Consider the following 15,117-nt stretch of genomic DNA (forward strand, 5'->3'; position numbering starts at 1 on the left):
CATGACGGGCGCCCTCACCCATCTTGGCGCGCAAGGCGAGGCCAACATGGTCGATGTCGGCGAGAAGGAAGAGACGACGCGCACGGCGATCGCCGAAGGCTCTGTCTCGATGCAGCCAGGAACGCTGACCATGATCCTCGCGGGCGACGCCAAGAAGGGCGATGTGCTCGGCACGGCGCGCATCGCCGGCATCATGGCAGCCAAGAAAACGCATGAATTGATCCCGCTCTGCCACCCGCTGCTGCTGACAAAGGTCTCCGTCGATGTCGAGCCGGACCATGATTTGCCGGGCCTGAGGGTGACGGCCCTGGCGAGGGTCACCGGAAAGACGGGCGTCGAGATGGAAGCTTTGACCGCCGCGTCTGTGGCTTGCCTGACGATCTACGATATGGCCAAGGCGGTCGACCGCGCCATGGTCATTTCCGGCATCCGGCTTGTCGAAAAGACCGGTGGCAAGTCGGGCGACTACAAGGCGGCCCCCTGAATGGCGCTGGTTCCGGTCGCGGAAGCGCTGGAGCGCCTGCTGGAAGGCGCCGCACCCCTGGCAGGCGAGAGCGTTCCGTTGTTCGAGGCGATGGATCGGGTTTTGGCCGAGCCGGTCGTAGCGCTCCGTACCCAGCCCCCTTTCAATGCGTCGGCGATGGACGGCTATGCCTGCCGCGCCGAAGACGTGGCGACGGTGCCGTCGCGGCTCTCGGTCATCGGCGTGGCCCCGGCCGGGCGCGGCTTTAGCGGCGCCGTCGGCAGGTTACAGGCCGTGCGCATCTTCACGGGAGCGCCACTTCCGGAAGGCGCCGAGACCATCGTCATCCAGGAGAATGTCAGGGATCTCGGCGGCGGCGAAATCGAGGTGGTGGAACCTGCCGCCAAGGGACGCAACATCCGTCGCGTCGGTCTCGACTTTTCGAAGGGCGATGTCCTGCTTGCACCAGGCCGCCTGCTCGACGCCGCAGCCTTGTCGCTGGCAGCCTCCGCCAACCATGCTCGGGTGAGCGTCGTCAGGCGGCCGCTGGTCGCCATCATCGCCACCGGCGACGAGCTGCTGCCGCCCGGCAGCGAACTCGGGCCGGACCAGATCATTTCGTCCAATGCCTACGGCGTTGCCGCCGCCGTACAATCCGTCGGCGCCCGCGCGCTCGATCTCGGCATTGCGGCGGACCGCAAGGAAGCGATCGCGGCGCTGGTGACGAAAGCGGTCGCGTCAGGTGCGGATGTCATCGTCACCTTGGGGGGCGCTTCGGTCGGAGACCATGACCTGATCCATGACGTGCTGACCGGCGAAGGCATGAAGCTCGGCTTCTGGAAGATCGCCATGCGCCCCGGCAAGCCGCTGATGTTCGGCCGCCTTGGCCATATCATGTGCATAGGACTGCCAGGCAACCCGGTCGCAAGCCTCGTCTGCTCGCAACTGTTTCTGAAGCCGCTTCTGGCGCGGTTGGGCGGCCGAGACTTTCGCCAGGATATCCGTCCCGCGCGCCTGGGTGCTGCACTGCAAGCCAACGACCTGCGCCAGGATTATGTGCGTTCGGTCGTCAGCGACGATGACGGCGCCCTTGTCGCGACGCCGTTTGGCATCCAGGACTCCTCGATGCTGCGGATGCTGGCCGACGCCAACGGACTGATCGTGCGGGAGCCGTTCGCCCCCGCCGCCGCCGTTGGCGAGGCCTGCCGGGTGTTGATGTTTCGCTGAAGGGCGGGCAGGCAGACCATTGATAAAAAAGAGTCTCTGGTGCTATGGAGAGAGCAGCGTCTGCGTCAGCGCATGCGCGGGATCGGCAAGGCCGTCGACGACATCGAAATGATGACGATCGGGCTCGATGACGGTGCTGGTGGTGGCGCCAAGGCCGGTCCAGATATTGGCGAGCAAAAAAGTCTGACGCAGGAACTCGGCACGCTCGCCGCCGCCTGCCCAGCACGTGATGCGGGTCCCGTCCAGTGGCCGCAGCAGCGCCGGGCTTTCGGTAAGCGCCTCCTCCTCGTCGAGAGCCAGTGTCGTGTTCATCCCTGTGCGCATGATCGGACGCAGATCGTGGACGCCTGAAATCGAGACGACGCGGCGAATGCGCTGTGCCACTGCGGCCGCGAGCGGCGTGGTCGTGGTCACCATGCGGCTGGCGAGATGGCCGCCGGCGGAATGTCCGGTCAGCATCAGCGGGCCTTCTTCTACTAAGCCCGCCGCCATGGTGATCGCGACCCCGACTTCGCCGACGATGCTTCCGATGCGTATGTCCGGACACAAGGTGTAGGAGGGCATCGCCACGGCAAAGCCGCTGCTGACTGCGCCATTGGCAAGGTGCGACCAGTCACCCTTGTCGGACTCCATCCAATAACCGCCATGGATGAACACCACGAGGCCCTTGGGCGCGGCGTCGGGAAAGAAGAGATCCAGCCGGGCGCGCGGTGCATCTCCGTACGGAATATCCAGCCTTGCCCGATTGACGGTCAGGCGCGTTTCACGAAACGCCTCGGCCCGCATGGTCCAGGCGGCCGGCCAGCGGTCACTGCCGGCAATGTTGGCACCGTTGGCGTAGGCATTGTCCCAATCGGCGATATGACGTTCGAACATCGCCCCTGCCCTCAACAAATTTGCTCGTCACAGCAATGGCCATCGTCACGGCGGGCGTCAATGCTATGGCAGCAACACTTTAGGCTTGAAACACCTCGCGTCACTTGCCACCCTGCGTGACGTCGGCTGCGCTGCCATGCTCCAGGTCTTCGCGATGAGAACGGCCAAACCGAAGCAACGCTGGTTACGGACCTTCGGCAAGATCGAGGAAAGCACGAACATGAGCGAAATTCCCGATCTGGCCGCGATCGAGACGATGGATGCCACGGATCCGCTGCGCGCCATGCGCGATCGTTTCACCCTGCCGGAAGGTGTCATCTATCTCGATGGCAATTCCCTGGGGGCGGCGTCGCATGCCGTCCTTGCCGAATTGCAGCAGGCGGCGGGTCACGAATGGGCCCAGGATCTCATACGAGCCTGGAACTCCGCCGGATGGTTCGACATGCCGATCGAACTTGGCGACCAGATCGGACGCTTGATCGGCGCAGCGAGCGGTCAGACGGTGGTTTGCGACACGACGTCGATCAACATCTACAAGGTCCTCCATGCGGCGCTCAACATGCGCGGTGGCAGGACCGTGATCGTCTCCGAGGGCGACAGTTTTCCAACCGATCTCTACATCGCCGAAGGCGTGGCGACGACCCGCGATGGCGCCTCGCTGCGTCTATCGGGCATCGATGCGCCAGCCATCGAGGAGCTGATCGACGAAGACGTTGCGGTGGTCCTGGTCAATCACGTCAATTACAAATCGGGTGAACTGCGAGACATGGGGGCTTTGACCCGCAAAGCTCATGCGGCCGGGGCGCTTATCATCTGGGATCTTTGCCACACCGCCGGCGCGCTTCCGGTCGAGCTCGACCGTGCGAATGCCGACTTCGCTATTGGCTGCAGCTACAAATACCTCAATGGCGGCCCCGGCGCACCGGCCTTCATCTATGCCGCCCAGCGCCACCATGACGATATACGCCAACCGCTCACCGGCTGGTGGGGGCATGCGCGGCCCTTTGCTTTCGAGCGAGACTATGTCGCTGGCGCAGGGATCCGACGCTTCCTGTGCGGCACGCAGCCGGTGCTCTCCATGCGCGCGCTCAAAGGCGCGCTTGCGATCTGGGACGAGGTAGACATGGCTGCGTTGCGAAGGAAGAGCGTGGCGCTGACCGAACTGTTCATCCAACTCGTCGAAGCGAAGTGTGGCGCCTATGGCCTGACCCTCGAGAGCACCCGCGACTGGACGAAGCGCGGCAGCCAGGTGTCTTTCCTTCACGATCATGGCTACCAGATCATGCGGGCATTGATCGAGCGCGGCGTCATCGGCGATTTCCGCGCGCCGTCGACCATTCGGTTTGGTTTCACGCCGCTCTATGTCGGATACAAGGACGTATGGCGGGCTGTCGAGGTGTTGGAAGACATTCTGCGCACGGAAACGTGGAAGGATCCGCGTTTCGAGGTCAGGGACGCGGTTACCTGAGCCGGCCGGCAACGGCACATCCACGCCGAGGCTGGAGCCGGCGCGAGGTTGGCGTTTTGTCTTCGTTTCGTTCCGGACAAACCTTCCGATATTCCCCAGCAGGCTGCCGCGCGGGGATTCGCAAGAGTTGGCGACCGACACTGTCGTAGCGTTGTTTACCGGCCATTAACCAAACAATTTCAAACGGCAGGGCCACTCTCTCTGCCACGGCAGAGCCGCCAGTCCTCTCGCCGAACGGCAGATAAATGTACGCCGCCTTAACAAAATCATTAAACTTTAAACGGTTGCGGAACACAACTGGAACAGATAGTGTTTGTTCTGGGTTTGTTTTTCCGATTCTGTTGCAGACCTTCCTTTGATCCTTGGGGACCGACATGCTGACGCGCAAGCAACATGAACTGCTGATGTTCATCCATGAACGCCTCAAGGAGAGCGGCATCCCGCCATCCTTCGACGAGATGAAGGAAGCGCTCGACCTTGCTTCGAAATCGGGCATTCATCGGCTGATCACGGCGCTGGAAGAGCGCGGTTTCATTCGTCGGTTGCCCAACCGCGCACGTGCGCTGGAGGTCTTGCGCCTACCGGACTCGATCGCGCCGGGGCTCAACGCGGCGAAGAAGTTCTCGCCAAGCGTGATCCAGGGCAGTCTTGGCCAGAATGGTGGCGGCCAGGGTGGACTTGGCCGGCAAATCAAGCCGGCGTCGCCGCGGATGCCCGCCGGAAATGATGACGCGGTTTCCGCTGTATCCATCCCAGTAATGGGTCGCATCGCGGCCGGTGTGCCGATAGACGCCATACAGCATCAGACACATTCGATCTCGGTGCCGCCGGACATGATCATGGGCGGCGAGCACTATGCCCTGGAGGTCAAGGGCGACTCGATGATCGAGGCCGGCATCTTCGATGGCGATACCGTCATCATCCGCAATGCGGACACCGCACAGCCTGGCGAGATCATCGTGGCGCTGGTCGATGAAGAGGAAGCAACGCTGAAACGGTTTCGCCGCAAGGGCGCCTCGATTGCCTTGGAAGCCGCCAATCCAGCGTATGAGACGCGTATTTTCGGGCCCGACAGGGTCAAGGTGCAAGGCAAGCTCGTCGGGCTGATCAGGCGTTACTGAACTGCGGGAGAGTCTGCCGGCCTTTCCGGTTTGCGGTAAGGAGGCAGGCCCCTCGCTTCGCGTGAGAATGCGCGCTTGGCGTGCCAGGGCCGGTAAGGGCTGTCCACCGCGAAACTGACCGTCGCAGGCGCGATCGCCGATTGCCCATCGAAGAACACGGCAGCGCTTCCCTTGCGGGCGAGTTGCCGCTTGGTGATGACAAGAACCAGCGGGTTGTGACAGGGATCATAGCCGGTCGCATCGTCGATGACGATCAGATTGGCGAAGGCACACGCTTTCCACGCGTCCTTGCGATCCTCGACATGCGCGATGATGGCACCGGAAGGATGCCTGGCGAGACAAACGCCTTCGACACAATAGAAGGGAGCGCCGGACGGGAGGTCGGCGGCATGCGCCAGGTCGAACTGGCCTTCCCCCTTGTTGAACACCTCCGGTACGATGATGCTTTCGGATTTCACTGCCCGCTTCCAGTTGTCGACGGTGAATTCGTTTGGCCGTGCGCGGCTGACGGCGAGTTCGCCGCCGCCGATGGGGACTGCAATCAGCCGTGCATCCTCCGAGATCAGCACGTCGGGCGCTCGCGCCTGCGAGACGGTGAGCAAACCGGCAAGCGCGAATGGGAGGGCAGCCAGCCGCAACCAGGTCGTCGCCATCGTCGCGATGACCAGGGCGATCGCTACCAGAATGACGGACTCCCGCGAAATCAGCCCGACCGCGTCGAGCGGCGAGCGTTGCGAAATCCACGCCGATATCGCGATCATCGCGGTCAGGCCTTTGCCCATGACGTAGAGGGCCGGCCAATCCAATCCGAACGGCATCAACAACGCGCTCGCAACCGCCAGGAACATCACCACCGACACGATCGGCATGATTGCCAGATTGGCAAACAGACTGAGCGGCGACACACGCTGGAAATGCCAGATGGCAAACAACGCCGTGGCACTGCCGGCGATGATCGAGGTCATGGCCAACCCACCTGCCGAATGCAGGATTTTTCGCGTCAGGAAGCCGGGCAACGACCGTTTCGGCGGCGGCGACCTTGTCTGGCCCGCTCGGTGATCCGCCCAGCCCGCATAGGCGCCGACCAGTGCCGCCGTCGCGGCGAACGACATCTGGAAACTCGGGCCGATCACCTCATGTGGCGACACAATGATGACGGCGATCGCCGAGATCGCCAGATTGCGCATGGTCAGCGCCGCCCGGTCGAACAGAACGGCAATCAGCATAACCGCCAGCATGATGAAGCTGCGTTCGGCGGCAACGACCACGCCCGAGATCACGAGATAGGCCGCAATCGACAACAGGGCCGCGGCGGCGGCATATTTCTTCACCGGACGGCGCGCGGACAAGTCCGGAAACAGCGCGAAGGCGCCACGCAGCAGCCCCATGACGGTGCCCGCGACCAGGGCCATGTGCAGTCCGGAAATGGAGATGATGTGGTAAATGCCGGTGCGCCGCATCGCCTCGTTGATCTCGTCGGGAATGCCGGCTCTCACGCCCACGATCAGTGCCGCGGCAATTTCGCCTTCCGCGCCGCCGACAATGCTCCTGATATGCTCGGCGATAGCCTCCCGGGCGTTCTCGATCGAGGAGGAAACGCGCGCCGGCAAAGGCACTTCCTTGTCGTCGGCGGCGACAATCCTCGGATTGCCCAGGAAGAACCCGCTGCCGCCGATGCCTGCGAAATAGCTATCGAAGGAAAAGTCATAGCTGTCGGGTCGCACCGGCCCCGTTGGGGGCAACAGCTTGGCATAGCCCGATATCAGCGAGCCGGCCGTCATATCCGCCGGGATCTTACGCGCCGAAAGCCGAACCCTCCGCGGCATGTAGCGCAGTTTCGGCCGGGCGGTCGACACCACATCGATGGTCAGCCGGATGCGGCCGGTCTCCATCTGGTCGAGCGAGACGACGCGGCCGGTGATTTGGGTCGAGATTTCCGAACCAAGAACCTGGGTCCCCGCCCGCCACGTCTCGACCTTCGCGGCCAGCAGTCCGAGCGTGCACAGAAATGCCGCCATGAAGCAGAGATGGGTTTTCGCCCAGGAGCGCGAGACAAGCGCACAGAACCCTATCAGCACGACGAGCGCGATGAGCCTCGCGAAATCAGGCTCCGCTGCCAGCGAAAAATAGGCGATCGCCCCAACCGCGAGGCATACCGGCACCAGCAGGAAGCAGATGCCCCGGTCGAGTTCGAGATCAGCCGCAACGGCCACGCCGTGCCGCAGGCGAGGCAGCGATATCGGTCCAATCCGCTTGCGCACACGCTCGACCAGGCCGGCCCGGGCAGGTGGGCTTGAGGACGGCAGCTCTGCTCGCGACGGATCGTTGCCTGGACGTTTCTCCGGCGGCGATGTCGGCAGCGGCGAGGTCGGCAAAGGCGCAAAGAGGGATCGCTCGCTGACGCCGATGACGGCGTCCTCGCCCCGATCCAAGCCCCGGCCTCGTCCAGCCATCGGGTCTGCCCCTTGCACCCTTGACGCCCTATGCTACATGAACGCCACGCGCGCGAAAGCCCGTGCATCGGCACCCCATCTCAGACGCATCCCCGAGAGTTCCATGTCCGACAAGGTCGTCACCCGCTTTGCCCCCTCGCCCACCGGCTATTTGCACATAGGCGGCGCGCGCACGGCGCTGTTCAACTGGCTGTACTCAAAGCACATGGGCGGCACGATGCTGCTGCGCATCGAGGACACCGACAGGGAACGCTCGACCGACGCGGCGACGACGGCCATCCTCGACGGCCTCTCCTGGCTCGGCCTTTCCTGGGACGGCGATCCTGTATCGCAGTTCGAGCGCGCGCCGCGCCACCGTGAGGTGGCCGAGGAGCTGGTGCGCATCGGGAAGGCCTATTACAGCTACGAGACATCAGCCGAGCTCGAGGCGATGCGGGAGGCCGCGCGTGCCAAGGGGTTGCCACCGCGCTACAATGGCCAATGGCGCGACCGCAGCCCATCTGAGGCACCGCCAGGTGTCAGGGGCGCGATCCGCGTCAAGGCGCCGACCGAGGGTGAGACGATCGTCCATGACCGCGTCCAAGGCGAGGTACGCTTCCCCAACAAGGATCTCGATGATTTCATCATCCTTCGTTCGGACGGCAATCCGACCTATATGCACGCCGTCGTCGTCGACGACCACGACATGGGCGTTACCCATATTATCCGCGGCGACGATCACCTGACCAATGCCGCCCGCCAGACCGTTATCTACAACGCCATGGGCTGGGATGTGCCGTCCATGTCGCATATCCCGCTGATCCACGGTGCCGACGGCGCCAAACTTTCGAAACGGCACGGGGCGCTGGGCGTCGAGGCCTACCGCGCCATGGGCTATCTGCCGGAGGCGCTGCTCAATTACCTGGCGCGGCTCGGCTGGAGCCATGGCGACGACGAGATCATGTCGATCAAGGACATGATCTCCTGGTTCGACATCGGCGACGTCAACAAGGGCGCAGCGCGTTTCGACTTCGCCAAGCTTGAAGCGATCAACGGCGCCCATATGCGCCGAATGGCCGATGCAGAGCTGTTCGACATCTTCATCGCCACCCTGCCCTATCTCGAGGGCGGTCCGGAAATGGCCGCGCGTCTCGACGACCGTAGCAAGGCACAATTGCTAGCAGCCCTCCCGGGCCTGAAGGAGCGCGCCAAGACATTGGTCGAGCTGGTTGACGGCGCCGCCTTCCTGTTCGCCCAGCGGCCTCTCGCGGTCGACGAGAAGGCCGCCCTGCTGTTGACCGACGACGCGCGAAAAATCCTGCGCAGCGCTCACGAAGCTTTGAACGGGCTGTCCGGAGACTGGACAGCGGCGGCGGCGGAAGCTGCGATCCGCGAGGTTGCCCAGGCTGGCGGTTACAAACTTGGCGCCGTCGCCCAGCCTTTGCGGGCCGCCCTGACCGGCAGGAGCACGTCGCCTGGCGTATTCGATGTGTTGGCCGTGCTCGGCCGGGAGGAAAGCCTCGCGCGCATAGGCGATCAAATCGATTAGGGGCAAACTGGCCCAAGAAGATTGGCATTGAAAGGTGGGTTTCGCAGTGCAACATTAGGCCTTGACCCAATTTGACACGCACTCCCGAAAAATGCGGTGGCGACGATGCGCATTGCGGTGGTTCCGATGTCGCTCCGCGATATGTGCCGTTGCCGGCACGAGGAAAGAATAAGGAGTTTGCAATGACCGAAGCTGCGACAAAATTGGAACTGGGCGGCAAGACCCAGGACGCAACGGCCAAACTGGAATTCGGCGGCAAGACTCACGAATTCAAGGTGCGAAGCGGCTCGGTCGGGCCCGACGTCATCGACATCGCGTCTCTCTACAGCACGACAGGTGCCTTCACCTACGATCCGGGCTTCACGTCGACCGCGAGCTGCGAGTCGGAAATCACCTTCATCGACGGCGATGCCGGTATCCTCCTGCATCGCGGCTACCCGATCGACCAGTTGGCCGAGCATGGCGACTTCCTCGAGGTCTGCTATCTCCTGCTCTATGGCGAATTGCCGACCAAGGCGCAAAAGGATGATTTCGACTATCGCGTGACGCGCCACACCATGGTGCACGAGCAGATGTCGCGCTTCTTCACCGGCTTCCGCCGCGACGCGCACCCGATGGCCGTGATGTGCGGCGTGGTCGGCGCATTGTCGGCCTTCTACCACGATTCCACTGACATCTCCGATCCCTACCAGCGCATGGTGGCGTCGATGCGGCTGATCGCCAAGATGCCGACGATCGCCGCCATGGCCTATAAGTACCATATCGGCCAGCCCTTCATTTACCCGAAGAACGAGCTGAATTTCGCGGCCAACTTCCTGCATATGTGCTTCGCCGTGCCCTGCGAGGAATACAAGATCAACCCTGTGCTGGCACGCGCCATGGAGCGCATCTTCATCCTCCATGCCGATCACGAGCAGAACGCCTCGACCTCGACGGTCCGCCTGGCCGGCTCGTCGGGCGCCAACCCGTTCGCCTGCATTGCCGCGGGCATTGCCTGCCTGTGGGGCCCCGCGCATGGCGGCGCCAATGAGGCGGCGCTGAACATGCTAGGCGAGATCGGCCATGTTGATCATATCCCGGAATTCATCGCCCGCGCCAAGGACAAGGACGATCCTTTCCGGCTGATGGGCTTTGGCCACCGCGTCTACAAGAACTATGATCCGCGCGCCAAGATCATGCAGAAGACCGCGCATGAGGTGCTGGGCGAGCTCGGCATCAAGGACGATCCGCTGCTCGACATCGCCATGGAACTGGAAAAGATCGCGCTGACCGATTCCTATTTCATCGAAAAGAAGCTCTACCCCAATGTCGACTTCTACTCCGGCATCACGCTGAAGGCGCTGGGCTTCCCCACCACCATGTTCACCGTGCTGTTCGCCGTCGCGCGCACCGTAGGCTGGATCGCGCAGTGGAAGGAAATGATCGAGGATCCACGCCAGAAGATCGGCCGCCCGCGCCAGCTCTACACCGGGGCGCCGGAGCGAGACTACGTGCCGATCGCCAAGCGCTGATCGCGCTTTTGTCTGACTTGAAAGGCGCCATCAGGGCGCCTTTCTTATTTGACGCAGCACTACGCTCGCCGCGATATCGCCGGACGGTTTTTCCGTCGCCATGCGCCGTCTGATCTCTTCGAAGCCCTGCTTCTGCCAGGCGCGCATGCCGCTGTCAGCGAACAGAGCTTCCAACTGCCGGCACAAATTGTTGGGCTTGACGTATTCGTTGTAGAATTCCGGCACAAGCGCGCGATCCGAGATCAGATTGGGCAGCAGCGCCGACCAGACGGAAACCAGATACGGCGCGGCGGTGCGCGCGATCGGGTCGAGCCTATAGCTGGAGATCATCGGCACACCGGCCAGCGCCAGCTCCAACGAGACCGTCCCCGACGCGATCAGCGCGGCGTCGGCCTTGCCGAAGGCCTGCCATTTGCGCTGGGCATCAAGGATGATCTCGGGTTTTTCATCCCACCTTGTTACCCCCGCGCGAACGAGTTCGGCGACATGCGGCACCGTGGGCAACATCAGCCGAAGACGATGCCCGCGAGCACGCAACAGCGACACGGTTTCCCCGAACGGCTCCAGCAGCCGCCGCACCTCGCCGCGCCGCGAACCGGGCAGGACAAGGAGCGTCTTCACACGGTCCGACGCCAGGTCGCGCGGAAGATCCTGCGCCTTGGCCGCCGCGACCACTCCGGTGTCGTGCAGGAGACGATGTCCGACATAAGTGCCGGGCGGTCCGCCCAACCTTTCGAGTTCCTTCACCTCGAAGGGCAGGATGCACAATATCTGGTCGACATAGGGTTTCATCGCGGCAGCCCTGCCGGGACGCCAGGCCCACACGCTTGGGCAGACATAGTGGATGATGGGGACCGACGGATTGGCGGCCCGGACCTTCCTGGCGACGCGCAACGAGAAGTCGGGACTGTCGATCGTGACCAGGCAATCCGGCTTTTCGTCCGCGATGGATTTGGCCAACTGTTTGATGCGCCTCATTAGGCGCGGCAGGTCTCGCAGGATGGCACTGAAGCCCATCAGCGCGATCTCGCCGGCATCGAATGGTGCAGCCAGCCCCAATGCCTGCAAATGGCGGCCGCCGAGGCCGACCAGTCGCACCTCCCGGCCGGTCGCCTTGCCGAGCGAGCGCACAAAGTCGGCGCCGAGCAGGTCCCCCGATTCTTCGCCCGCGACAATGGCGATCTTCAATGGCTTGTCAGCCATGACCCTGCTCCGTGGCACGAGGCAGACCGATCACGAACAGGCCGAGCGCATTGGCACGCGCGATGGTCGCGGCGCCCTCGAGAACCAACGACCGCCCCGCCTCGACGGCGACACCCGCAAGCCCGGCGGCATGCGCCGAATCGATGGTCTGAGGGCCGATAGAAGGCAGGTCGGCGCGCAGTTCCTGCCCCGGCTTGGCGCATTTGACCAGGACGCCACGCGTTTTCCCGGCGATGCGGCCATGCCCGCGAAGCAGCTTTGTCCGGTCGAGCAATCCGGCGGTCCCTTCGATGCCTTCCAGTGCGATGGTCCTCCCGCCGACGGCGATCGCCGCCTGGCCGATATCCAGCGCCCCAATAGCCTTTGCCGCGGCGAGACCGGCTTCGATGTCGAGCCAGTCGGATTTGGTGGGCGCAGCTTCTGTGAGCACGCCTTCGCCGGCGACGAGGTTCGGCACGATTTCGTGGGCGCCCAGGATCTTTATGCCACGGGCCTCAAGGCCTCTGGTCACCACTTTCAGCAGACCGTCATCACCGCGCGCCAGCGCCGCGACCACCAGCGGAATGACCGAAAGCAGGCTGAGACTGGGGCGCAAGGCAAGCAGGCGTGGCCTGCGCTTGATTTCGCCGGCGAGCACCAGATGGGTGACCCGATGGCGCCTCAGCAACGGTATCAGCGAACCGATGCCTTCCAGGGCCAGGCTTTCGTGCTCATAGCGGGTGAGTTCGGCCATACGGTCGACTTCACCCTCCATAAGGATCACAAAGGGGGGATAACCGCGCTCCGCGGAACTGGCCGCGACTTCGACCGGCAGGCTGCCGCCACCGGCAATGATGCCCACCCTCGCGCCCGGAGGAAAATCGAGACCCGTTGCCGTCTTCTCAGTCTTCGTCATCGGCATCATCGCCGTCGCCGCCCTTGAGCGAAGGCACAGCATAATGCCGCTTGCCGCGACTGCTGATGAAATCGATGATCTTCATCGCGGTCGGCGACGAGGCGAACTCCGCCTTGGCGAACTCGATGTTCTCGCTGACGGTGCGCGACCGATCGAAGATCATCCGGTAGGCCTTGCGCAGCACCTGGATCTCCGACCTGGGCAGGCCGGACCGTTTCAGTCCAATGATGTTGAGCCCGCGCAGGCTGGCGCGGTTGCCGACGGCAATGGCGTAGGGAATGACATCGCCGACGATTGCGGAGCAGCCGCCTAGAAACGCATTGTCGCCGATCCGCACGAACTGATGCACCGCGCTCAGGCCGCCGATATAGACGTTGTTGCCGACCTCGCAGTGGCCGCCCAGCGTCGCCCCATTGGCGAAGGTGGCGTTGTTGCCGACCACGCAGTCATGGGCGACGTGCGCATAGGCCAGGAAATTGCCGTTGTCGCCAACCGTCGTCTCGCCTCTGCTTGAATCGGTGCCGACATGCATCGTCACTCCCTCACGGATCGTGCAGCCCTTGCCTATGACCAAGGTCGTGCGGCCACCCTTGTGCTTGGTGTTCTGCGGTGGCCCACCCAACGTCGCCATTGGGTAGACCTTGGTCGATGCGCCGATGGTGGTCGCGCCGAGCACCGAGACATGACTGATCAGTTCGACGCCGTCGCCAATAACCGCATCGGCGCTGACATAACAAAACGGCCCAATGCGCACGCCTTGTCCGATCTGAGCGCCGTCTTCCACCACAGAGGAAGCATGGATTGATGTCTGGATTTTCATAAGCACTCGATCGCGTCAGTCGCTGGTGACCATCATGGCCGAAATCTCGGCCTCGGCCGCCTTGGCGCCGTCCACCATGGCCTCACAAGCGAATTTGAGCAGGTTGCCGCGTTTCTTGATCTTCTTGACATAAATCTTCAACTGGTCACCGGGCACGACCGGTTTACGGAACTTGGCGTTATCGATGGTCAGGAAATAGACCAGCGAAGGCTTCTCCGTGCCAAGGCTGCGAATGCAGATGGCGCCCGCCGTCTGTGCCATCGCCTCTACGATCAGCACACCGGGCATCACGGGCTGCTCCGGGAAATGGCCCTGAAAATGCGGCTCGTTTATAGTCACGTTCTTGATGCCGACGGCCGACTCGTCGCCATCGATGTCGATGATGCGGTCGATCATCAGGAACGGATAACGATGCGGCAGGAGCTTCATCAGCCCCATGATGTCGACCGCTTCAAGCGTCGTCGCCGCGATGATATCAGCCATTGCCTCCCTCGCCCTGTTTACGGTTCCTGGCGAGCTTGCGCAGCATTGCTATCTCGCGCATGGCTTCCGCCATCGGCTGCGCCGGGTAACCGCCCCAAATCTCGCCCGCCGGGACATTGCTCATAAATCCGCTTCTGGCGGCAAGCTTGGCCCCTGTCCCGATGGTCAGGTGATCCGCCAACCCGACGCCACCGCCCATGGTGACGTTGTCGCCCACCACCACGGAGCCCGAAATACCCGAAAGCCCAGCTATAATGCAATTGCGGCCGATGCGGACGTTATGGGCGATCTGCACCAGATTGTCGATCTTGGTGCCTTGGCCGATGACCGTATCGGACATGGCGCCACGATCGACGGTGGTGTTCGAGCCGATCTCGACGTCGTCCTGGATCACAACCCGGCCGACCTGCGGGACGCGTTCCGGTCCCTTGGCGCCGCCGACGAAGCCGAACCCGTCCTGACCGATCCTGGCGCCGCCGTGAATGATGACGCGGTTGCCGATCAAGGCATACTGGATGCTGGCGCCCGGGCCGACATAACCGTCGCGGCCGATCTGGCAGGACCGTCCGATGACGGCGTTGGGGGCAATGACGGTTCCGCTGCCGATCGAGGCGCCTGGCCCGATCACCACGCCGGCCTCGATGATCGCCCCGGCCTCAACGTGAGCGGTCGGATCGACATAAGCATGGGGCGACACACCGGTTTCGCCTGTGACCGCGCCCGGCGTTGCTGCTGTCGGAAAAAGCAGGCGACCGACGAGCGCGAAGGCCTGTTGCGGACGCGGATGGACCAGAACGGCCATGCCGGCCGGCGCCTTGGCGGCAAATTCCGCCGTACAGAGCACTGCTGCTGCCCGCAAAGAGGGCATCAGCGCGGAGTTGCGCCTGCCATCGACAAACACAAGGGCGTGTTCACGGCTCTCGTTGGCCGGAGCAAGCGCTTCGATGAAAACATTGGAGTGGCCGGAATCGACAAGCACCGAGCCGGTCAGATTCGCGACTTCGGCCGCCGTATACCGGCGTGATGGCGCGAAGAACACCGGATCGGTCATTCCAGAAGCTATACCCAG

13 protein-coding genes are annotated in these 15,117 nt (G+C 63.2%); 6 read left to right on the forward strand and 7 right to left on the reverse strand.

All coding sequences use genetic code 11. The annotated features are described in order from the left end of the window. Position 1: 1 nt before the first annotated feature. The gene (moaC, locus tag LB513_RS18470; RefSeq protein WP_224664935.1) at positions 2 to 484 is read left to right on the forward strand and encodes a cyclic pyranopterin monophosphate synthase MoaC; all 483 of its coding nucleotides are present in this window, start codon (positions 2 to 4) and stop codon (positions 482 to 484) included. After that, positions 485 to 1,690 carry a gephyrin-like molybdotransferase Glp gene (gene glp, locus LB513_RS18475; protein ID WP_224664936.1) on the forward strand — a complete coding sequence of 402 codons (1,206 nt, stop codon included), beginning with the start codon at positions 485 to 487 and terminating at the stop codon, positions 1,688 to 1,690. A 42-nt stretch (positions 1,691 to 1,732) separates the two neighbouring features. Here the strand turns inward: glp and LB513_RS18480 are convergent, their stop codons facing one another. Beyond that, positions 1,733 to 2,566: an alpha/beta hydrolase gene (locus tag LB513_RS18480; RefSeq protein ID WP_224664937.1), complete on the reverse strand. Its 834-nt coding sequence runs from the start codon at positions 2,564 to 2,566 to the stop codon at positions 1,733 to 1,735. 220 nt (positions 2,567 to 2,786) lie between these two features. Here LB513_RS18480 and kynU point away from each other — a divergent pair, with 220 nt between their 5' ends. Beyond that, the gene (kynU, locus tag LB513_RS18485; protein WP_224664938.1) at positions 2,787 to 4,034 is read left to right on the forward strand and encodes a kynureninase; all 1,248 of its coding nucleotides are present in this window, start codon (positions 2,787 to 2,789) and stop codon (positions 4,032 to 4,034) included. 374 nt (positions 4,035 to 4,408) lie between these two features. After that, the gene (gene lexA, locus LB513_RS18490; protein WP_224664939.1) at positions 4,409 to 5,155 is read left to right on the forward strand and encodes a transcriptional repressor LexA; all 747 of its coding nucleotides are present in this window, start codon (positions 4,409 to 4,411) and stop codon (positions 5,153 to 5,155) included. On the opposite strand, the gene LB513_RS18495 is transcribed toward lexA, so the two are convergent. Continuing rightward, positions 5,149 to 7,608: a ComEC/Rec2 family competence protein gene (locus tag LB513_RS18495; RefSeq protein WP_224664940.1), complete on the reverse strand. Its 2,460-nt coding sequence runs from the start codon at positions 7,606 to 7,608 to the stop codon at positions 5,149 to 5,151. The genes lexA and LB513_RS18495 overlap by 7 nt on opposite strands. A gap of 103 nt (positions 7,609 to 7,711) precedes the next feature. Here LB513_RS18495 and gltX point away from each other — a divergent pair, with 103 nt between their 5' ends. Further along, positions 7,712 to 9,136 (forward strand): glutamate--tRNA ligase, encoded by a 1,425-nt coding sequence (gene gltX / locus LB513_RS18500; protein ID WP_224664941.1) that lies wholly within the window; start codon positions 7,712 to 7,714, stop codon positions 9,134 to 9,136. Positions 9,137 to 9,318: 182 nt separating this feature from the next. Continuing rightward, on the forward strand, positions 9,319 to 10,647 hold the full coding sequence (gltA, locus tag LB513_RS18505) for a citrate synthase (protein WP_224664942.1): 1,329 nt from the start codon (positions 9,319 to 9,321) through the stop codon (positions 10,645 to 10,647). 30 nt (positions 10,648 to 10,677) lie between these two features. Here gltA and lpxB read toward each other — a convergent pair whose 3' ends face one another. From lpxB to lpxD, 5 genes are read right to left on the reverse strand one after another with little or no spacing between them, the layout of a single operon-like run. After that, positions 10,678 to 11,850, reverse strand: coding sequence for a lipid-A-disaccharide synthase (gene lpxB, locus LB513_RS18510; protein WP_224664943.1), 1,173 nt, complete (start codon positions 11,848 to 11,850; stop codon positions 10,678 to 10,680). Then, a complete protein-coding gene (locus tag LB513_RS18515; RefSeq protein WP_224664944.1) occupies positions 11,843 to 12,745 on the reverse strand; it encodes an LpxI family protein in 903 nt (300 codons plus the stop codon). The genes lpxB and LB513_RS18515 overlap by 8 nt, the downstream gene beginning before the upstream one ends. Continuing rightward, a complete protein-coding gene (lpxA, locus tag LB513_RS18520) occupies positions 12,732 to 13,565 on the reverse strand; it encodes an acyl-ACP--UDP-N-acetylglucosamine O-acyltransferase (protein WP_224664945.1) in 834 nt (277 codons plus the stop codon). The genes LB513_RS18515 and lpxA overlap by 14 nt, the downstream gene beginning before the upstream one ends. A 15-nt stretch (positions 13,566 to 13,580) precedes the next feature. Next, entirely contained in the window at positions 13,581 to 14,048 is a 468-nt protein-coding gene (fabZ, locus tag LB513_RS18525) for a 3-hydroxyacyl-ACP dehydratase FabZ (protein ID WP_224664946.1), read from the reverse strand. Further along, positions 14,041 to 15,099: a UDP-3-O-(3-hydroxymyristoyl)glucosamine N-acyltransferase gene (lpxD, locus tag LB513_RS18530; RefSeq protein WP_224664947.1), complete on the reverse strand. Its 1,059-nt coding sequence runs from the start codon at positions 15,097 to 15,099 to the stop codon at positions 14,041 to 14,043. Before lpxD ends, fabZ begins: the two co-directional genes overlap by 8 nt. Positions 15,100 to 15,117 lie beyond the last annotated feature (18 nt).

The sequence above is a fragment of the Mesorhizobium sp. ES1-1 genome (genome assembly GCF_020164785.1).
Classification (GTDB): Bacteria; Pseudomonadota; Alphaproteobacteria; order Rhizobiales; family Rhizobiaceae; genus Mesorhizobium.

Excerpts from the sequence above, each read along its gene's own strand:
- moaC (WP_224664935.1), top strand. The coding sequence starts at position 2 with ATGACGGGCGCCCTCACCCATCTTGGCGCGCAAGGCGAGGCCAACATG.
- glp (WP_224664936.1), top strand. The coding sequence starts at position 485 with ATGGCGCTGGTTCCGGTCGCGGAAGCGCTGGAGCGCCTGCTGGAAGGC.
- LB513_RS18480 (WP_224664937.1), bottom strand. The coding sequence starts at position 2,566 with ATGTTCGAACGTCATATCGCCGATTGGGACAATGCCTACGCCAACGGT.
- kynU (WP_224664938.1), top strand. The coding sequence starts at position 2,787 with ATGAGCGAAATTCCCGATCTGGCCGCGATCGAGACGATGGATGCCACG.
- lexA (WP_224664939.1), top strand. The coding sequence starts at position 4,409 with ATGCTGACGCGCAAGCAACATGAACTGCTGATGTTCATCCATGAACGC.
- LB513_RS18495 (WP_224664940.1), bottom strand. The coding sequence starts at position 7,608 with ATGGCTGGACGAGGCCGGGGCTTGGATCGGGGCGAGGACGCCGTCATC.
- gltX (WP_224664941.1), top strand. The coding sequence starts at position 7,712 with ATGTCCGACAAGGTCGTCACCCGCTTTGCCCCCTCGCCCACCGGCTAT.
- gltA (WP_224664942.1), top strand. The coding sequence starts at position 9,319 with ATGACCGAAGCTGCGACAAAATTGGAACTGGGCGGCAAGACCCAGGAC.
- lpxB (WP_224664943.1), bottom strand. The coding sequence starts at position 11,850 with ATGGCTGACAAGCCATTGAAGATCGCCATTGTCGCGGGCGAAGAATCG.
- LB513_RS18515 (WP_224664944.1), bottom strand. The coding sequence starts at position 12,745 with ATGACGAAGACTGAGAAGACGGCAACGGGTCTCGATTTTCCTCCGGGC.
- lpxA (WP_224664945.1), bottom strand. The coding sequence starts at position 13,565 with ATGAAAATCCAGACATCAATCCATGCTTCCTCTGTGGTGGAAGACGGC.
- fabZ (WP_224664946.1), bottom strand. The coding sequence starts at position 14,048 with ATGGCTGATATCATCGCGGCGACGACGCTTGAAGCGGTCGACATCATG.
- lpxD (WP_224664947.1), bottom strand. The coding sequence starts at position 15,099 with ATGACCGATCCGGTGTTCTTCGCGCCATCACGCCGGTATACGGCGGCC.